Origin of the sequence: Pseudomonas sp. 86_A, from assembly GCF_017491705.1 — a bacterium.
In the GTDB taxonomy this organism is placed as follows: domain Bacteria; phylum Pseudomonadota; class Gammaproteobacteria; order Pseudomonadales; family Pseudomonadaceae; genus Aquipseudomonas; species Aquipseudomonas koreensis.
The window spans coordinates 100415-115475 of the sequence record NZ_JAFGYS010000017.1 but is presented as its reverse complement, the minus strand read 5'-3'; the positions used below and the strand labels follow the sequence as shown (position 1 = coordinate 115475).

Annotated in this window: 12 protein-coding genes and 2 pseudogenes; 5 read left to right on the top strand and 9 right to left on the bottom strand. The window is 60.6% G+C overall.

Going from position 1 to position 15061, the window contains the following annotated elements; all coding sequences use genetic code 11:
• Positions 1-3: 3 nt before the first annotated feature.
• Complete coding sequence (locus tag J5M57_RS24315; RefSeq protein ID WP_064587181.1) at positions 4-969, top strand: sensor domain-containing diguanylate cyclase; 966 nt, start codon at positions 4-6, stop codon at positions 967-969.
• Between the two features lie 33 nt (positions 970-1002).
• Here J5M57_RS24315 and J5M57_RS24310 read toward each other — a convergent pair.
• Positions 1003-1077: pseudogene (locus J5M57_RS24310) on the bottom strand (glyoxalase); the annotation flags it as partial.
• Between J5M57_RS24310 and J5M57_RS24305 the strand changes: the two are divergent.
• Together J5M57_RS24305 and J5M57_RS24300 are read left to right on the top strand one after the other, a co-directional pair.
• A pseudogene (locus tag J5M57_RS24305) lies at positions 1067-1198 on the top strand (LysR family transcriptional regulator); the annotation flags it as partial. The pseudogenes J5M57_RS24310 and J5M57_RS24305 overlap by 11 nt on opposite strands.
• A gap of 219 nt (positions 1199-1417) precedes the next feature.
• Positions 1418-2656 carry a delta-60 repeat domain-containing protein gene (locus J5M57_RS24300; protein WP_207849286.1) on the top strand — a complete coding sequence of 413 codons (1239 nt, stop codon included), beginning with the start codon at positions 1418-1420 and terminating at the stop codon, positions 2654-2656.
• Positions 2657-2763: 107 nt separating this feature from the next.
• Here J5M57_RS24300 and fabI read toward each other — a convergent pair whose 3' ends face one another.
• The 8 genes from fabI to gloB all read right to left on the bottom strand — a co-directional run bounded on the left by fabI (position 2764) and on the right by gloB (position 13620).
• Entirely contained in the window at positions 2764-3558 is a 795-nt protein-coding gene (gene fabI / locus J5M57_RS24295) for an enoyl-ACP reductase FabI (protein WP_003202751.1), read from the bottom strand.
• Between the two features lie 19 nt (positions 3559-3577).
• Positions 3578-5188 (bottom strand): ABC transporter ATP-binding protein, encoded by a 1611-nt coding sequence (locus J5M57_RS24290; protein WP_207849287.1) that lies wholly within the window; start codon positions 5186-5188, stop codon positions 3578-3580.
• A 1-nt stretch (position 5189) separates the two neighbouring features.
• Entirely contained in the window at positions 5190-6209 is a 1020-nt protein-coding gene (locus J5M57_RS24285) for an ABC transporter permease (protein ID WP_064587187.1), read from the bottom strand.
• A gap of 1 nt (position 6210) precedes the next feature.
• Positions 6211-7284, bottom strand: coding sequence for a microcin C ABC transporter permease YejB (locus J5M57_RS24280; RefSeq protein ID WP_169840500.1), 1074 nt, complete (start codon positions 7282-7284; stop codon positions 6211-6213).
• 4 nt (positions 7285-7288) lie between these two features.
• Entirely contained in the window at positions 7289-9130 is a 1842-nt protein-coding gene (locus J5M57_RS24275) for an extracellular solute-binding protein (protein ID WP_083366186.1), read from the bottom strand.
• Entirely contained in the window at positions 9127-10959 is a 1833-nt protein-coding gene (locus J5M57_RS24270; protein WP_207849288.1) for an extracellular solute-binding protein, read from the bottom strand. The genes J5M57_RS24275 and J5M57_RS24270 overlap by 4 nt, the downstream gene beginning before the upstream one ends.
• Before the next feature lie 327 nt (positions 10960-11286).
• Positions 11287-12753: a LysM peptidoglycan-binding domain-containing protein gene (locus J5M57_RS24265; protein WP_169840497.1), complete on the bottom strand. Its 1467-nt coding sequence runs from the start codon at positions 12751-12753 to the stop codon at positions 11287-11289.
• Positions 12754-12852: 99 nt separating this feature from the next.
• The gene (gene gloB / locus J5M57_RS24260; protein WP_207849289.1) at positions 12853-13620 is read right to left on the bottom strand and encodes a hydroxyacylglutathione hydrolase; all 768 of its coding nucleotides are present in this window, start codon (positions 13618-13620) and stop codon (positions 12853-12855) included.
• Positions 13621-13686: 66 nt separating this feature from the next.
• Between gloB and J5M57_RS24255 the strand changes: the two genes are divergently transcribed.
• Together J5M57_RS24255 and rnhA are read left to right on the top strand one after the other, a co-directional pair.
• Entirely contained in the window at positions 13687-14445 is a 759-nt protein-coding gene (locus J5M57_RS24255) for a methyltransferase domain-containing protein (RefSeq protein ID WP_083366183.1), read from the top strand.
• Positions 14446-14537: 92 nt separating this feature from the next.
• Complete coding sequence (rnhA, locus tag J5M57_RS24250) at positions 14538-14999, top strand: ribonuclease HI (RefSeq protein ID WP_003224162.1); 462 nt, start codon at positions 14538-14540, stop codon at positions 14997-14999.
• The last annotated feature ends 62 nt before the right edge of the window (positions 15000-15061 follow it).

Genomic DNA, 15061 nt, shown 5'->3' with positions numbered 1-15061 from the left:
GTGATGCAGGCCCCGATCAAACCCGCCAATGAAGTGACCCGGATTCAAGCGCTGCACGGTTTGAATCTTCTTGATTCGGCGCCAGAAGAGCGTTTCGACCGGCTCACGCGGCTGGCCAAGCGCCTGTTCAATGTGCCGATCGCCCTGGTCACGCTGGTGGACAGTGATCGGCAATGGTTCAAGTCGTGTGTGGGGCTGGGCGTCAGTGAAACGCCGCGGAATGTGTCGTTCTGTGGGCATGCGATTCTTCAGAGTGAGCTGCTGATGATCCCGGATGCCAGGCAGGATGAACGCTTCCATGACAACCCACTGGTAACCGGCGAGCCGAACATTCGCTTCTATGCGGGTTACCCGCTGACCGTGCCCAACGGCAACAAGATGGGCACGCTGTGCCTGATCGACACCAAACCGCGCGAACTCGATGACGAAGAGCGCGACTTGTTACGCGACCTTGCCGGCATGGCCGAGCAGGAGCTGATGGCGGTGCAGATGGCGAGCATGGACGAGCTGACGCTGCTGTCCAATCGCCGGGGTTTCAAGACCCTCGCCCAGCATGCGCTGGACGCCTGCAAGCATCGGGGCAAACCGGCAACGCTGCTGTTTTTCGACCTCAATGACTTCAAACAGATCAACGATCGCTACGGCCATGCCGAGGGCGACAGCGCGCTGAAGACTTTCGCCGATGTGCTGCGGATCGCCTTTCGCGAAAGCGATGTGATCGGACGGTTGGGCGGCGATGAATTCGTAGGGCTGCTGACCGGCTCCAGTCAGGTCGAAACCACGGCGATCATGGCCCGGCTCAAGGAGATCCTCGACGAGCGCAACGCGACGTTGCAGCGCGGCTATGAGATCCGTTTCAGCGTCGGCCAGATTGCCTACGACCCGCAGCGCCATGACAGCGTGGACCGACTGCTGGCGGATGCCGATGAGGCGATGTATGCGCACAAGCAGGCGTTGAAGCGCTGTTGATGCGTCCCTCATCATGGGGCCACGCCGGCAGCCGTTTTTCGGTGCCAAGTGAATCACCCGTTGGTGGCCAAAGAAATTGAAGTCGACCCAATGCTCGCTGGAGCATCCTCTGAACGTCAGGGTGATTGAACTGGGTGCGCTGACGTTTTACCGCGAGATGGTGTTGCTGCAGCGCTACAGCCAGCGCCATCAGTCGATTCAAAAGCTGTTTGCCCAATGTCTGGAATAACCCCCGATTCCCTTGCGGCGCACGCTCGCTCGCGAAAACGGGAAGCAGCATGTCCGTGCGACCCAAATCCTCAATCCTGCAGTGAGTCAACTGTCAGGTCTTACAGTTGTGCAGTGACTGGAGAGCGCTGACGATCAGCAGGCAGACACCTCCGCGGGCAGGTTTGGAGAAGTTGACGAGCCTGGATGGAGATCATCAGATCTTATTGAGGATTTTAGTATGGTTCAGCCAGACACCAAGAATTTGCCGCGCAAACCCGGTGAAGTTGATCCATCGTTCGGAGCGAATGGCCTGATCGAGATCCCGGAAGGTGATCAGATTCGAGCGATCATGGAAGATAACGAAGCATTGATTTATGCCGTATGGCGCGGTCGCGAGACATGGTTGTATCGCGTATTCAAAGATGGAGCGGCAGATCATTCCTTTGGGGAACAGGGCTTGGTGAAATGGTCTTTCGAGACGGGCGAGAACGCCAGTCCTGAACAATTGATCCGCCAGCCTGATGGCAAGTTTCTTTTGATCGGACGCAGCATCAGCAATGGCGACCCGTTTCTCTGGCGTGCAGCTGTTTCAAGGTTTCACCCCAATGGCAGTCCTGACCTGATTTTTGGTACCCGAATTCTTCCATATCCCTTTGATCCGGATAAGGTTCACATGGTCGTGCATTTGCCTGTCGCCACACTGCAGGCCGACGGCAAACTATTACTGGCGACTGGCTACAGAGTATTGGACACACAAGGATATAGCTTGAGGGAGGCGGGAAGGCTCTATCGATTTGAATCAGATGGAGCCCCCGACATGACCTTTGGCATACAGGGCCAGATCGAGGTCCGTATCAATGGTCAGGACACCTCCATCGAGGGCATTGGTGTTTTGACGGATGGATCGATCATTGTCAGTGCAACGATTGATCGCGCTCATGATGGCTTCTCGAATACGAAAATGGCGTTGGCATGTTTGAAGTCCAACGGCGCATTGTCCCAGGGTTTTGCCGTCTCCGGGTATTGGGAGGCAGAAACACCCACACAAATGCCCCGAATTTCCATCAAAAATGATCAAATAATGGTGATGGGCATCGATCTTGATGAAGAAGGAAATTACCTGTGGTTCAGCCGCCTGGAAGCAAATGGTCAGGCTGATCCTGACTTCAACAACGCTTTGCCGCTGCTCGTCCAGCTACCATTTGCCACCAGTTTTCCAATGGTCGTATTGCAGTCCGAAACAAGAGTCGTTGGTCTGGTGACCGGATTTGACGGTGCAGAATGGGCTTGTCTGGTGGGTGTCCAGGACGATGGATCACTCGACCTTGAATATGGGGCTCAGGGCATCGCGACACTTGGCCCGGGATACTTGCGCTCGGGGGCACTTCAGCAAACTGCCCAACGGGTTATCGTGGCTGCAGATATGGGAGAATTTCCAGGGAAAAAAGTGCCGACCGTCATTGGAGTCCTGAACTAAGGGGCGTTCGCACGCTGATGGAAGTCGTGCTCAGGTCTGGGGGATTGACAGTAGCAGGCATAAAAAAACCCGCCGGATCGGCGGGTTTTTTATCGGCAGACCGAAGATTACTCTTCGATGTTGCCCATGGCGGTGGTGTTGAAGCCGCCGTCCACGTACATGATTTCACCGCTGATGCCCGACGCCAGGTCGGAGCACAGGAAGGCGCCGGCGTTGCCGACTTCTTCGATGGTGACGTTGCGGCGCAGTGGGGTCTGCGCTTCGTTGGCGGCCAGCATCTTGCGGAAGTTCTTGATGCCCGAGGCTGCCAGGGTACGGATCGGGCCAGCCGATACGCAGTTGACGCGGGTGCCGTCCGGGCCCAGGGAGCCGGCCAGGTAACGTACGCCGGCTTCCAGCGAAGCCTTGGCCATGCCCATCACGTTGTAGTTCGGCATGGTGCGCTCGGCGCCCAGGTACGACAGGGTCAGCAGGCTGCCGTTGCGGCCTTTCATCATTTCGCGGCCAGCCTTGGCCAGGGCCACGAAGCTGTAGGCGCTGATGTCGTGAGCGATGCGGAAACCTTCACGGGTGGTGGCTTCGGTGAAGTCGCCGTCCAGTTGGTCGCCCGGGGCGAAGCCGACGGAGTGCACGATGCAGTCCAGGCCGTCCCACTTCTTGCTCAACTCTTCGAAGACCTTGGCGATTTCTTCATCGCTGGCCACGTCGCACGGGAAGCACAGCTCAGGGCTCGAACCCCAGCCCTGTGCGAACTCTTCAACGCGACCCTTGAGTTTGTCGTTCTGATAAGTGAAGGCAAGCTCAGCGCCCTCGCGATGCATGGCGGCAGCGATGCCGGATGCGATGGACAGCTTGCTGGCGACACCGACGATCAGTACGCGCTTACCGGCGAGAAAACCCATGTGTTGCTCCTCTTTCAGGTTATTGCGCAGTGGCTGGTGCCAAAAAAGCGGCTTCCAGCAACTGCTGTGTATACGGATGTTGGGGGGCGGCAAAGATACTTTGCGCGTCTCCCTGTTCGACCACTTGGCCATGCTTGACCACCATCAGCTGGTGGCTCAGCGCTTTGACGACAGCCAGGTCATGGCTGATGAACAAATACGTCAGGTTGTACTTGGCTTGCAGTGAACGCAACAGCTCCACCACTTGCCGCTGCACCGTCCGGTCGAGCGCCGACGTCGGCTCGTCCAGCAGGATCAGCGCCGGTTTCAGCACCAAAGCCCGGGCAATGGCGATACGTTGCCGCTGCCCACCGGAAAATTCGTGGGGGTAGCGGTGCCGGGTTTCCGGATCCAGACCTACCTCCTTCAATGCCGCAATAATCGCCGCTTGCTGCTCGGCGGCGGTGCCCATCTTGTGAATCCGCAGGCCTTCGCCAACGATGTCGCTGACGCACATCCGCGGGCTCAGGCTGCCAAACGGGTCCTGAAACACCACCTGCATCTCCCGACGCAACGGGCGAACCTCGTTCTGCGTCAGGCAGTCTAGCTGCTTGCCTTCAAAGCGAATGGCGCCTTTGCTGCCGATCAGCCGCAAAATCGCCAGACCCAGGGTGGATTTGCCGGAACCGCTTTCCCCCACGATCCCCAAGGTCTGACCCTGAGGCAGGCTGAAATTGATGCCGTCCACTGCCTTGACGTAATCCACCGTGCGCTTGAGCAGGCCTTTCTTGATCGGGAACCAGACTTTCAGGTTCTCGACTTCGAGCAGCGGCGCGCCGATTTTATTGGTCGCCGGGCCTCCGCTGGGCTCCGCGCCGAGCAATTCCCGAGTGTACGGATGCTGTGGCGAACGGAACAGCTCTTCGCACGATGCCTGTTCGACGATGCAACCGCGCTGCATGACACATACGCGATGCGCAATTCTTCGCACCAGGTTCAAATCGTGACTGATCAGTAGCAGCGACATGCCCAATCTGGCCTGCAATTGCTTGAGCAGATCGAGGATTTTCAGCTGAACGGTCACGTCCAGTGCAGTGGTCGGTTCGTCGGCGATCAACAGTTCCGGCTCGTTGGCCAGGGCCATGGCGATCATCACCCGCTGACGCTGGCCGCCGGACAATTCGTGGGGCAGGGCCTTGAGGCGCTTGTGCGGCTCGGGGATGCCGACCATCTCCAGCAGCTCCAGGGTGCGCTTGGTCGCGACTTTGCCGCTCAGCCCTTTGTGGATGCCCAACACCTCGTTGATCTGCTTCTCGATCGAGTGCAGCGGGTTCAGCGAGGTCATCGGCTCCTGGAAGATCATCGCGATGCGGTTGCCGCGAATGTGGCGGATGGTTTTTTCGCTCAGCCCCAGCAGGTTCTGCCCGGCGTAGTTGATGCTGCCGGCCGGGTGCCGGGCCAGCGGGTAGGGCAGCAGGCGCAGGATCGAGTGCGCGGTCACCGATTTGCCCGAGCCGGACTCACCGACCAGCGCCAGGGTTTCGCCGCGCTTGATGTCGAAGCTCACGCCCTCGACTACCCGGTGTCGCCGCTCGTTGAGGCCGAACTCGACGGCCAGGTCGCGCACTTCGATCAGATTGTCCTGATTCATTTCACTTCCTCGGGTCGAAGGCATCGCGAGCGGACTCGCCGATAAACACCAGCAAACTCAACATCAGCGCCAGCACGGCAAACGCGCTCATGCCCAGCCACGGCGCCTGCAGGTTGGATTTGCCCTGGGCCACCAGCTCACCCAGCGACGGGCTGCCGGCCGGCAAGCCGAAGCCGAGGAAGTCCAGTGCGGTGAGGGTGCCGATAGCGCCGGTGAGGATGAACGGCATGAAGGTCATGGTCGAGACCATGGCGTTGGGCAGGATGTGGCGGAACATGATCGCACCGTTCTGCATGCCCAAGGCCCGTGCGGCGCGCACGTATTCGAGGTTGCGCCCGCGCAGGAATTCGGCACGCACCACATCGACAAGACTCATCCACGAAAACAGCAGCATGATCCCCAGCAGCCACCAGAAATTCGGCTGGACGAAGCTGGCGAGAATGATCAGCAGATAAAGCACCGGCAGCCCCGACCAGATCTCCAGAAAACGCTGGCCGGCCAGATCGACCCAGCCGCCATAGAAACCCTGCAAGGCCCCGGCGATCACGCCGATGATCGAACTCAACACGGTCAGCGTCAGGGCGAACAGCACCGAAATGCGGAAGCCGTAAATCACCCGCGCCAACACATCGCGACCCTGGTCGTCGGTGCCGAGCAGGTTGTCCGCCGAGGGCGGTGCCGGGGCCGGGACTTTCAGGTCGTAGTTGATGCTCTGGTAGCTGTAGGGAATCGGCGCCCACAACACCCACGCGTCCTTGGCCTTGAGCAGTTCGCGGATGTACGGGCTCTTGTAGTTGGCTTCCAGCGGGAATTCGCCGCCGAAGGTGGTTTCCGGGTAGCGCTTGATCGCCGGGAAGTACCAGTTGTTGTCGTAATGCACCACCAGCGGCTTGTCGTTGGCGATCAGTTCGGCACCGAGGCTCAGGCCGAACAGGATCAGGAACAGCCACAGCGACCACCAGCCGCGCTTGTTGGCCTTGAACAGTTCGAACCGGCGGCGGTTGAGAGGGGACAGGTTCATCTCAATGCTCCCGGCTGGCGAAGTCGATGCGCGGATCGACCAGGGTGTAGGTGAGGTCGCCGATCAGTTTCACCACCAGCCCCAACAGGGTGAAGATGAACAGGGTGCCGAACACCACCGGGTAGTCGCGGTTGATCGCCGCTTCGAAACTCATCAGGCCCAGACCGTCGAGGGAAAAGATCACTTCCACCAGCAACGAGCCGGTGAAGAAGATGCCGATGAACGCCGACGGGAATCCGGCAATCACCAGCAGCATGGCGTTGCGGAACACGTGGCCGTAGAGCACGCGATGGCGGGTCAGGCCCTTGGCCTTGGCGGTGACCACGTACTGTTTGTTGATCTCGTCGAGGAAGCTGTTTTTGGTCAGCAGGGTCATGGTCGCGAAGTTGCCGATGACCAGCGCGGTCACGGGCAGCGCCAGGTGCCAGAAGTAGTCGAGGATCTTGCCGCCGACACTCAGCTCATCGAAGTTGTTCGAGGTCAGGCCGCGTAGCGGGAACCAGTCCAGGTAACTGCCGCCGGCAAACACCACGATCAACAGGATCGCAAACAGGAACGCCGGAATCGCATAGCCGACGATGATCGCCGAACTGGTCCACACGTCGAAGTGGCTGCCGTGGCGCGTGGCCTTGGCGATCCCCAGCGGGATCGACACCAGGTACATGATCAGCGTGCTCCACAGCCCCAGCGAGATCGACACCGGCATCTTTTCCTTGATCAGGTCGATGACCTTGGCGTCGCGGAAGAAACTGTCGCCGAAATCCAGCTTCGCGTAGTTCTTGACCATGATCCACAGGCGTTCCGGGGCCGACTTGTCGAACCCGTACATGTGCTCGATTTCCTTGATCAGCGCCGGATCCAGGCCCTGTGCGCCGCGATAGGCGGAACCGGCCACCGAGACCTCGGCACCGCCACCGGCGATGCGGCTGGTGGCGCCCTCGAAGCCTTCGAGCTTGGCGATCATCTGTTCCACCGGGCCGCCGGGCGCGGCCTGGATGATCACGAAGTTGATCAGCAGGATGCCGAACAGGGTCGGGATGATCAGCAGCAGTCGCCGAAAAATATACGCCAGCATCTGATTACTCCGTGCCCACAGGGTCGGCTTGCAGTTTGGTTTCGACTTCTTTGGCGGGCTTCGCGTCAGGCTTGACCCACCAGGTGTTGATGCCGATGTCGTACTTGGGTGAGACCTTCGGGTGACCGATGTGATTCCAGTAAGCCACGCGCCAGGTCTTGATGTGCCAGTTGGGGATCACGTAGTAGCCCCACTGCAATACGCGGTCGAGCGCGCGGGCGTGGGCCACCAGGCTGTCGCGCGAGTCGGCGTTGATCAGGTTTTCCACCAGTTGATCGACGATCGGGTCCTTCAGGCCCATGGTGTTGCGGCTGCTCGGTTTGTCGGCGGCGGCGCTCATCCAGAATTCGCGCTGCTCGTTACCCGGCGAGTTGGATTGCGGAAAGCTGCCGACCATCATGTCGAAGTCCCGCGAACGCACGCGGTTGATGTACTGCGAAACGTCGACGCGGCGGATCACCAGATCGATGCCGAGGTCGGCCAGATTGCGTTTGAACGGCAGCAGCACGCGTTCGAATTCGGTCTGCGCGAGGAGGAATTCGATGACCACCGGTTTGCCGGTGGCGTCGACCATTTTGTCGTCGACGATCTTCCAGCCAGCCTCTTGCAACAGTTGATAGGCCTCGCGCTGCTGGGCGCGGATCATGCCGCTGGCGTCGGTCTTGGGGTTCTCGAAGGCTTCGCTGAACACCTGCGCCGGGAGCTTGCTGCGAAACGGTTCGAGGATCGCCCGTTGTTCGGCATCCGGCAGGCCCGTCGCGGCCATTTCCGAGTTCTCGAAATAGCTGCGGGTACGGAAGTAGGCACTGTTGAACAGCTGTTTATTGGTCCATTCGAAATCAAACAGCAGGCCGAGCGCCTGACGCACCCGCACATCCTGAAACACCGGGCGGCGCAGGTTGTAGACAAAGCCCTGCATGCCGGTCGGGTTGCTGTTGGCGATCTGTTCCTTGATCAAGCGACCCTCGGTGACGGCCGGGATGTTATAGGCGTTGGCCCAGTTCTTCGCGGTCATTTCCAGCCAGTAATCGAACTGGCCGGCCTTCAGCGCTTCGACGGCGACGGTGTTGTCGCGGTAGTAATCGGTGGTCATCACGTCGAAGTTGTAGAACCCGCGATTGACCGGCAGGTCTTTGCCCCAGTAGTCCTTGACCCGTTCATAACGCACCGAGCGCCCGGCCTTCACTTCGGCGACCTTGTAGGGGCCGCTGCCCAGCGGAATTTCCAGGTTGCCTTTGGTGAAATCGCGATTGGCCCACCAGTGTTTCGGCAACACCGGTAACTGGCCGAGGATCAGCGGCAACTCGCGATTGTTGTTGTGCTTGAACTTGAACAGCACCTTGAGCGGGTCTTCGGCGATCGCCTCGCCAACGTCGCTGTAGTAACCGCGAAACAGCGGCGAGCCGTCCTTGGTCAGGGTCTGGAAGCTGAACACCACGTCCTCGGCGCGCACCGGGTGGCCGTCATGAAAACGCGCTTCCGGGCGCAGGTAGAAGCGCACCCAACTGTTGTCCGGGGCCTTTTCGATTTTCGCGGCGATCAGGCCGTATTCGGTGAACGGCTCGTCGAGGCTGTGCTTGGTCAGGGTGTCGTAGATCTGCCCGACGTCATCGGCCGGCACGCCTTTGCTGATGAACGGGTTGAGGCTGTCGAAGCCGCCGAATCCGGCCTGGCGGAAGATCCCGCCCTTGGGCGCGTCGGGGTTCACGTAGTCGAACTGTTTGAAATCGGCCGGGTATTTCGGTGGCTCGTTGTACAGCGTCACGGCGTGTTGCGGGGCGGCACAGGCCAGCCCGGCGAACAGCAGACCGCTGGCCTGCACGAGCAGGGCGCGGATGGGCGTCATTTATTGTTCTCCGAAGATTTCAGCCACCACGCGCTCAGGCCCAGGGTGTAGGGCGGCGTGGTGACGAAAGCCAACCGGTTGCGGTAGGCCAGTCGGTGATAATTGAGGTACCAGTTGGGAATGCTGTAGTGCTGCCAGAGCAGCACGCGGTCCAGCGCCTTGCCGGCGGCGACCTGTTCATCACGGGTCTGCGCGGCGAGCAATTGTTCGAGCAGGTGGTCGACCACCGGATTGGCAATACCGGCGTAGTTCTTGCTGCCCTTGACCCCGACCTGGCTGGAATGGAAGTACTGCCATTGCTCCAGGCCCGGGCTGAGGGTCTGGTTGAGCGTCATCAGGATCATGTCGAAATCGAACTGATCCAGACGTTGTTTGTACTGGGCGCGATCCACCGTGCGCAGGCGCGCACCGATGCCGATGCTGTTGAGGTTCTCGATGTACGGCTGCAGGATCCGCTCAAGGTTCGGATTGACCAGCAGCAGTTCGAAGCTCAGCGGCTGACCTGCGGCGTTTTGCAGGCGCTGGCCGTTGAGCTTCCAGCCAGCCTCGGCGAGCAGGGCCAGGGCCTTGCGCAGGGTTTCGCGGGGGATGCCGCGGCCGTCGGTTTGCGGCAACGTGAACGGTTCAGTGAACAACTTGGCCGGCAATTGCTCCTTGTACGGCTTGAGCATCAGCCATTCATGCCCGACCGGCAGGCCGCTGGCGCTGAATTCACTGTTGGGGTAATAGCTGGTGGTGCGTTTGTAGGCGTCGCTGAACAACGCGCGGTTGGTCCACTCGAAGTCGAACATCAGGCCCAGCGCTTCGCGGACCTTGACGTCGCTGAAGGTCGCGCGCCGGGTGTTCATGAACAGGCCCTGGCTCTGGGTCGGAATCTGGTGCGGGATCTGCGCCTTGATCACCTCGCCACGGCGCACCGCGGGGAAGTTGTAGCCGTTGGCCCAGTTTTTCGCCTGATGCTCGATGTAAATGTCGAATTCGCCGGCCTTGAAGGCTTCGAAGGCTACGTCGCTGTCGCGGTAGAACTCGACTTCCATGCGATCGAAGTTGTACTTGCCGCGATTGACCGGCAGGTCCTTGCCCCAGTAGTCCTTGACCCGCTCGAAGATCAGCTGCCGCCCCGGCGTCACCGAGGTGATGCGGTACGGGCCGCTGCCCAGCGGCGGTTCGAAGGTGGTGGCCTTGAAGTCGCGACCTTTCCAGTAATGTTGCGGCAGCACCGGCAGTTCACCGAGGCGCAGGATCAGCAGCGGGTTGCCCGAACGCTTCATCACGAAGCGAATGCGCTGGGGATTGAGGATGTCGACCCGCGAGACTTCCTGCAGGGCGGTGCGGTACAGCGGATGACCGTCCTTGAGCAGCAACCGATAGGAGAACGCCACGTCATAGGCGGTGATCGGCGTGCCATCGTGGAAACGCGCTTCCGGGCGCAGGTTGAAGACCACCCAGCTGCGATCTTCGCTGTATTCCACCGATTGCGCGATCAAGCCGTAGCTCGACGCGGGTTCGTCACCGGACGGCGAATACTGGCCGGTGCCGACCATCAGCGGTTCGTTCAGCTCATTGATGCCGTATTGCATGAAATTCGCTGTGGTGACCGGGCTGGTGCCCTTGAAGGTGTACGGGTTGACCGTATCGAAGGTGCCGAACGCCATCACCCGCAACGTACCGCCCTTGGGCGCTTGCGGGTTGACCCAGTCGAAGTGGGTAAATCTGGCCGGGTACTTGAGCGTGCCGAACTGCGCATAACCGTGACTTTCGGTAATCGTCGCGCTTGCGGTTGAGCTCAAGGCCAGGCTGATCAGGAGCAGGAGGAGGGGACGCTTCAAGTCAGATCCGATCCAGGCGGCTTGGGCTTTGTGGGCCGTACAGTAACAGCTTGTCTGGACAGGAAAAAGATAGCGGGTTAATGCGCTGTTAATTGTGCCCGCAATAGCACTGGCTACAGATTAACTGTGGCGAGGGAGCTTGTCGAAACGTCGCACCGTCCCGCTCGGCTGCGAAGCAGTCGCAAAACCGGTGTGTCGGGTTTGACTGGAGGAATACAAGGGGCCGCTTCGCGCCCCAGCGGGAGCAAGCTCCCTCGCCACAAGGCAATCATTGGCCCCGAGTGTTTCGGCCATAAAAAAGCCCCTGAAATTTCAGGGGCTTTTTTGTTAGTGCGGCTGATAAACCGTGAGCATCTGCCCAGGCTTGAGGGCCTTGCCGGCTCCCGGGTTCCAGCGCTTGAGATGCTGCATCTCGACGTTGAACCGCTTGGCCACCACGTACAGCGTGTCGCCACGCTTGACCTTGTACTGGGTTTGCTGCTGGCTGTCGGCCTTGCCTTGGGTCTTGCTGTTGGCGGCAATCACCGTGTTGACCCGGCCACTGCTGCGCGCAGGACTGCGCTTGGTGTTGTCTTGCATCACCAGGGTCTGGCCGACCTTGAGGTTCTTGCCGGTCAGCTTGTTCCAGCGTTGCAGATCCTTGACTTCAACCTTGTTGGCCTTGGCGATGGAGCCGAGGTTGTCGCCGCGTTTGACCCGGTAGGCGCGCTTGAGCTTTGCCACTTCGCTCGGGTCGGCGCCGTCGAACACCGGTTTCAGCGAACGCGGGCTGATCAGCTCTTCAGGTCGCATGGTCTGCAGGCTGGCGGTCAGCAGTTGCGCCTTGGACGTCGGCACCAGCAAATGCTGGGGGCCATCGATGGTGGTGCGTTGCTTGAAGGCCGGGTTGAGCTGGAACAGTTCGTCTTCGTCAATGTTGGCCACCGCTGCGACCTTGGACAGGTCCATGCGCTGGTTGATTTCGACGACCTGGAAGTACGGTTCGTTGGCGATCGGGTTGAGGTTCACCCCGTAGGCTTCCGGGGCCAGCACCACTTGCGACAGGGCCAGCAGCTTCGGCACGTAAGCCTGGGTTTCCGCGGGCAACGACGACAGGTTCCAGTAGTCCGTCGGCAGGCCGAGCTTCTCGTTCCGCTCGATGGCGCGACTGACAGTGCCTTCACCGGCGTTGTAGGCGGCCAGGGCCAGCAACCAGTCACCGTTGAACATGTCGTGCAGTCGGGTCAAGTAATCCATCGCCGCGGTGGTCGAGGCGGTGATATCGCGACGGCCATCATAGAAGCGAGTCTGACGCAGGTTGTAGTAGCGGCCGGTCGACGGGATGAACTGCCACAGGCCTGATGCGTCGGAGCGCGAGTAGGCCATCGGGTTGTAGGCGCTCTCGATCACTGGCAGCAGGGCCAGCTCCAGCGGCATGTTGCGCTCTTCGAGACGCTCGACGATGTAATGAATGTAGAGACTGCCGCGTTCGCCGGCGTTCTCGAGAAACGAGGGGTTACTGGCGAACCACAGGCGCTGCTGCTCGATGCGCGGGTTCACGCCCAGGCCGTCCTGCAGCTGGAAACCGCCGCGCATGCGCTCCCAAATGTCCTGAGGCACCTGCGGGCTCGGCTTTTCGCTGAGCCAGATCGGCTTCTGCTTGGCTCGCGCAGCAATGTTCGGCGTATGGCTCGCTTCAGACTGCGGAGCATGGCTGGAGCAGCCCGCCAACGTGGCGGACACAGCCACCGCGATGGCTTGGGCCAGGCGGGTCAACGTGTCTGAATTGACGGACTTCCGTATGGATGACGACATTGGCTGGAAGTAAGTTCCGGGCAAAAATGTCGGGCGATTCTAGAAAGCGCACCCCCTGCGGTCAACCATTCAGAATTTTTGTACCAAGTGGTGAGTCACTTAGAACGTATCTTTCCAGGCCCGCAGAGCCGCAAAAACCTCACTCGGCGCCCGGTTTTGAGCGCCTGCCCGTTCGTCCACTTTTTGTGTAACCAATGTTTCAGTGGTGCGCAAAAACGGATTGGTGAGCTTTTCCAGGGCCAGGGTCGAGGGCAGGGTCATGACGCCTTTCTCGCGTTTTTCGCTGACCTCTTTCAGACGGGCGGCGATGTCCGGGTTGCTCGGCTCGACGGCGGCGGCAAACTTCAGGTTGCTCAGGGTGTATTCATGGGTGCAATACACCAGCGTATCCTCGGGCAGGGCGGCGAGGCGGCTGAGCGAGTGGTGCATCTGCTCCGGGGTGCCTTCGAACAGGCGTCCGCAGCCGGCGGCGAACAGGGTGTCACCACAAAACAGCAGGCCGTGTTGGTAATAGGCAATGTGGCCCAGGGTGTGACCCGGCACCGCATAGACAGCGAAATCCCAGCCGAGGACGCTGACCGTGTCGTTGTCTTTGAGCGCTACGTCGCGCCCCGGAATGTTTTCGCTGGCCGGGCCGTAGACTTTGGCGCCGGTCGCCGCTTTCAGGCGTTCGACGCCGCCGACGTGGTCATGGTGGTGATGGGTGATCAGAATGTCGCTCAACACCCAGCCCGGATGGGCGGCGAGCCAGGCCTGCACCGGCGCGGCATCGCCCGGGTCGACCACGGCGCAACGCTGGGTGCGGTGATCCTGTAACAACCAGATGTAGTTGTCGGTGAACGCGGGCAGGGCACTGATCTGTATCATCGGAGGAATTCGCCAAGCGGAAAACATTGGCGCATCTTAGAGCTTCTAGCGGCGTTGGAGAATGACATGACCGATAAAGCGTTCGCTCAGGCCGATCCCGACTGGCTGGCGTTGATCGGCGCGGCCCGTGAATGGCTGGCCGGCCCGCTCGGGCAATTTCTGCTGGATGAAGAACGGCGCATGCTCGAAGACGAGTTGGGGCGCTTCTTCGGTGGCTATCTGGTGCATTACGGGCCGTCGGCCCAGACCCCACCATCGGCACCGCAGGTGCAGCGCAATGTGCGCCTGGGTGCGCCGTTGCCTGGGGTGGAGATCGTCTGCGAAGAGCAGGCCTGGCCGTTGAGCGAGCACGCCGCCGACGTGGTGGTGTTGCAGCATGGCCTGGATTTCTGCCTGTCGCCCCACGGTTTACTGCGTGAGGCGGCAAGCAGCGTGCGCCCCGGCGGGCACCTTGTGATCATCGGCATCAACCCCTGGAGCACCTGGGGCCTGCGCCATGTCTTCGCCCATGACGCCTTGCGTCAGGCGCGCTGCATCTCGCCATCGCGGGTGGCCGACTGGCTCAACCTGCTGGGCTTCGCGCTGGAGAAACGCCGCTTCGGGTGCTATCGTCCGCCGCTCGCGTCGCCCAAGTGGCAGGCCCGACTGGCCGGCTGGGAACGCAAGGCCGGTGACTGGCAACTGTCGGGCGGTGGCTTCTATTTATTGGTCGCGCGCAAGATCGTGGTCGGCCTGCGTCCGGTGCGTCAGGAACGTCGCGAGCCGATGGGCAAGCTGATTCCGCTGCCGATGGCCAAGGTCAACCGCCGTCGTATCGAACCGTAAACCTTCTTTTTTATAGTGGCCGGACCTGCTCCGGCCCGGGTCATCGTCGATCCGCGATCGACGAGGCCAGACATTTTTCTGGATAGAGTGGCATGAGCGAAAGCGTCGATAGCGTAGAACTGTTCACCGACGGCGCCTGCAAGGGCAACCCCGGCCCGGGCGGCTGGGGCGCCTTGCTGGTGTGCAAGGGCGTCGAAAAGGAACTGTGGGGCGGCGAAGCCAATACCACCAACAACCGCATGGAACTGCTCGGTGCCATCCGTGGCCTCGAAGCCCTGAAACGCCCGTGCGAAGTGCTGCTGGTGACCGACTCGCAATACGTGATGAAGGGCATCAACGAGTGGATGGCCAACTGGAAAAAACGCGGCTGGAAAACCGCGGCCAAAGAGCCGGTCAAGAACGCTGACCTGTGGAAAGAGCTGGACGAGCAGGTCAACCGGCACAAGGTCACCTGGAAGTGGGTGCGCGGGCACATTGGTCATCACGGCAACGAACGGGCTGACCAGTTGGCCAACCGTGGGGTCGATGAAGTGCGCGGTTACAAGCAGAGCTGATTTTTACCGGCACACCGTAGCGCGCCCAATCGCGAGCAGGCTCACTCCTGCAGGGTTGGTGG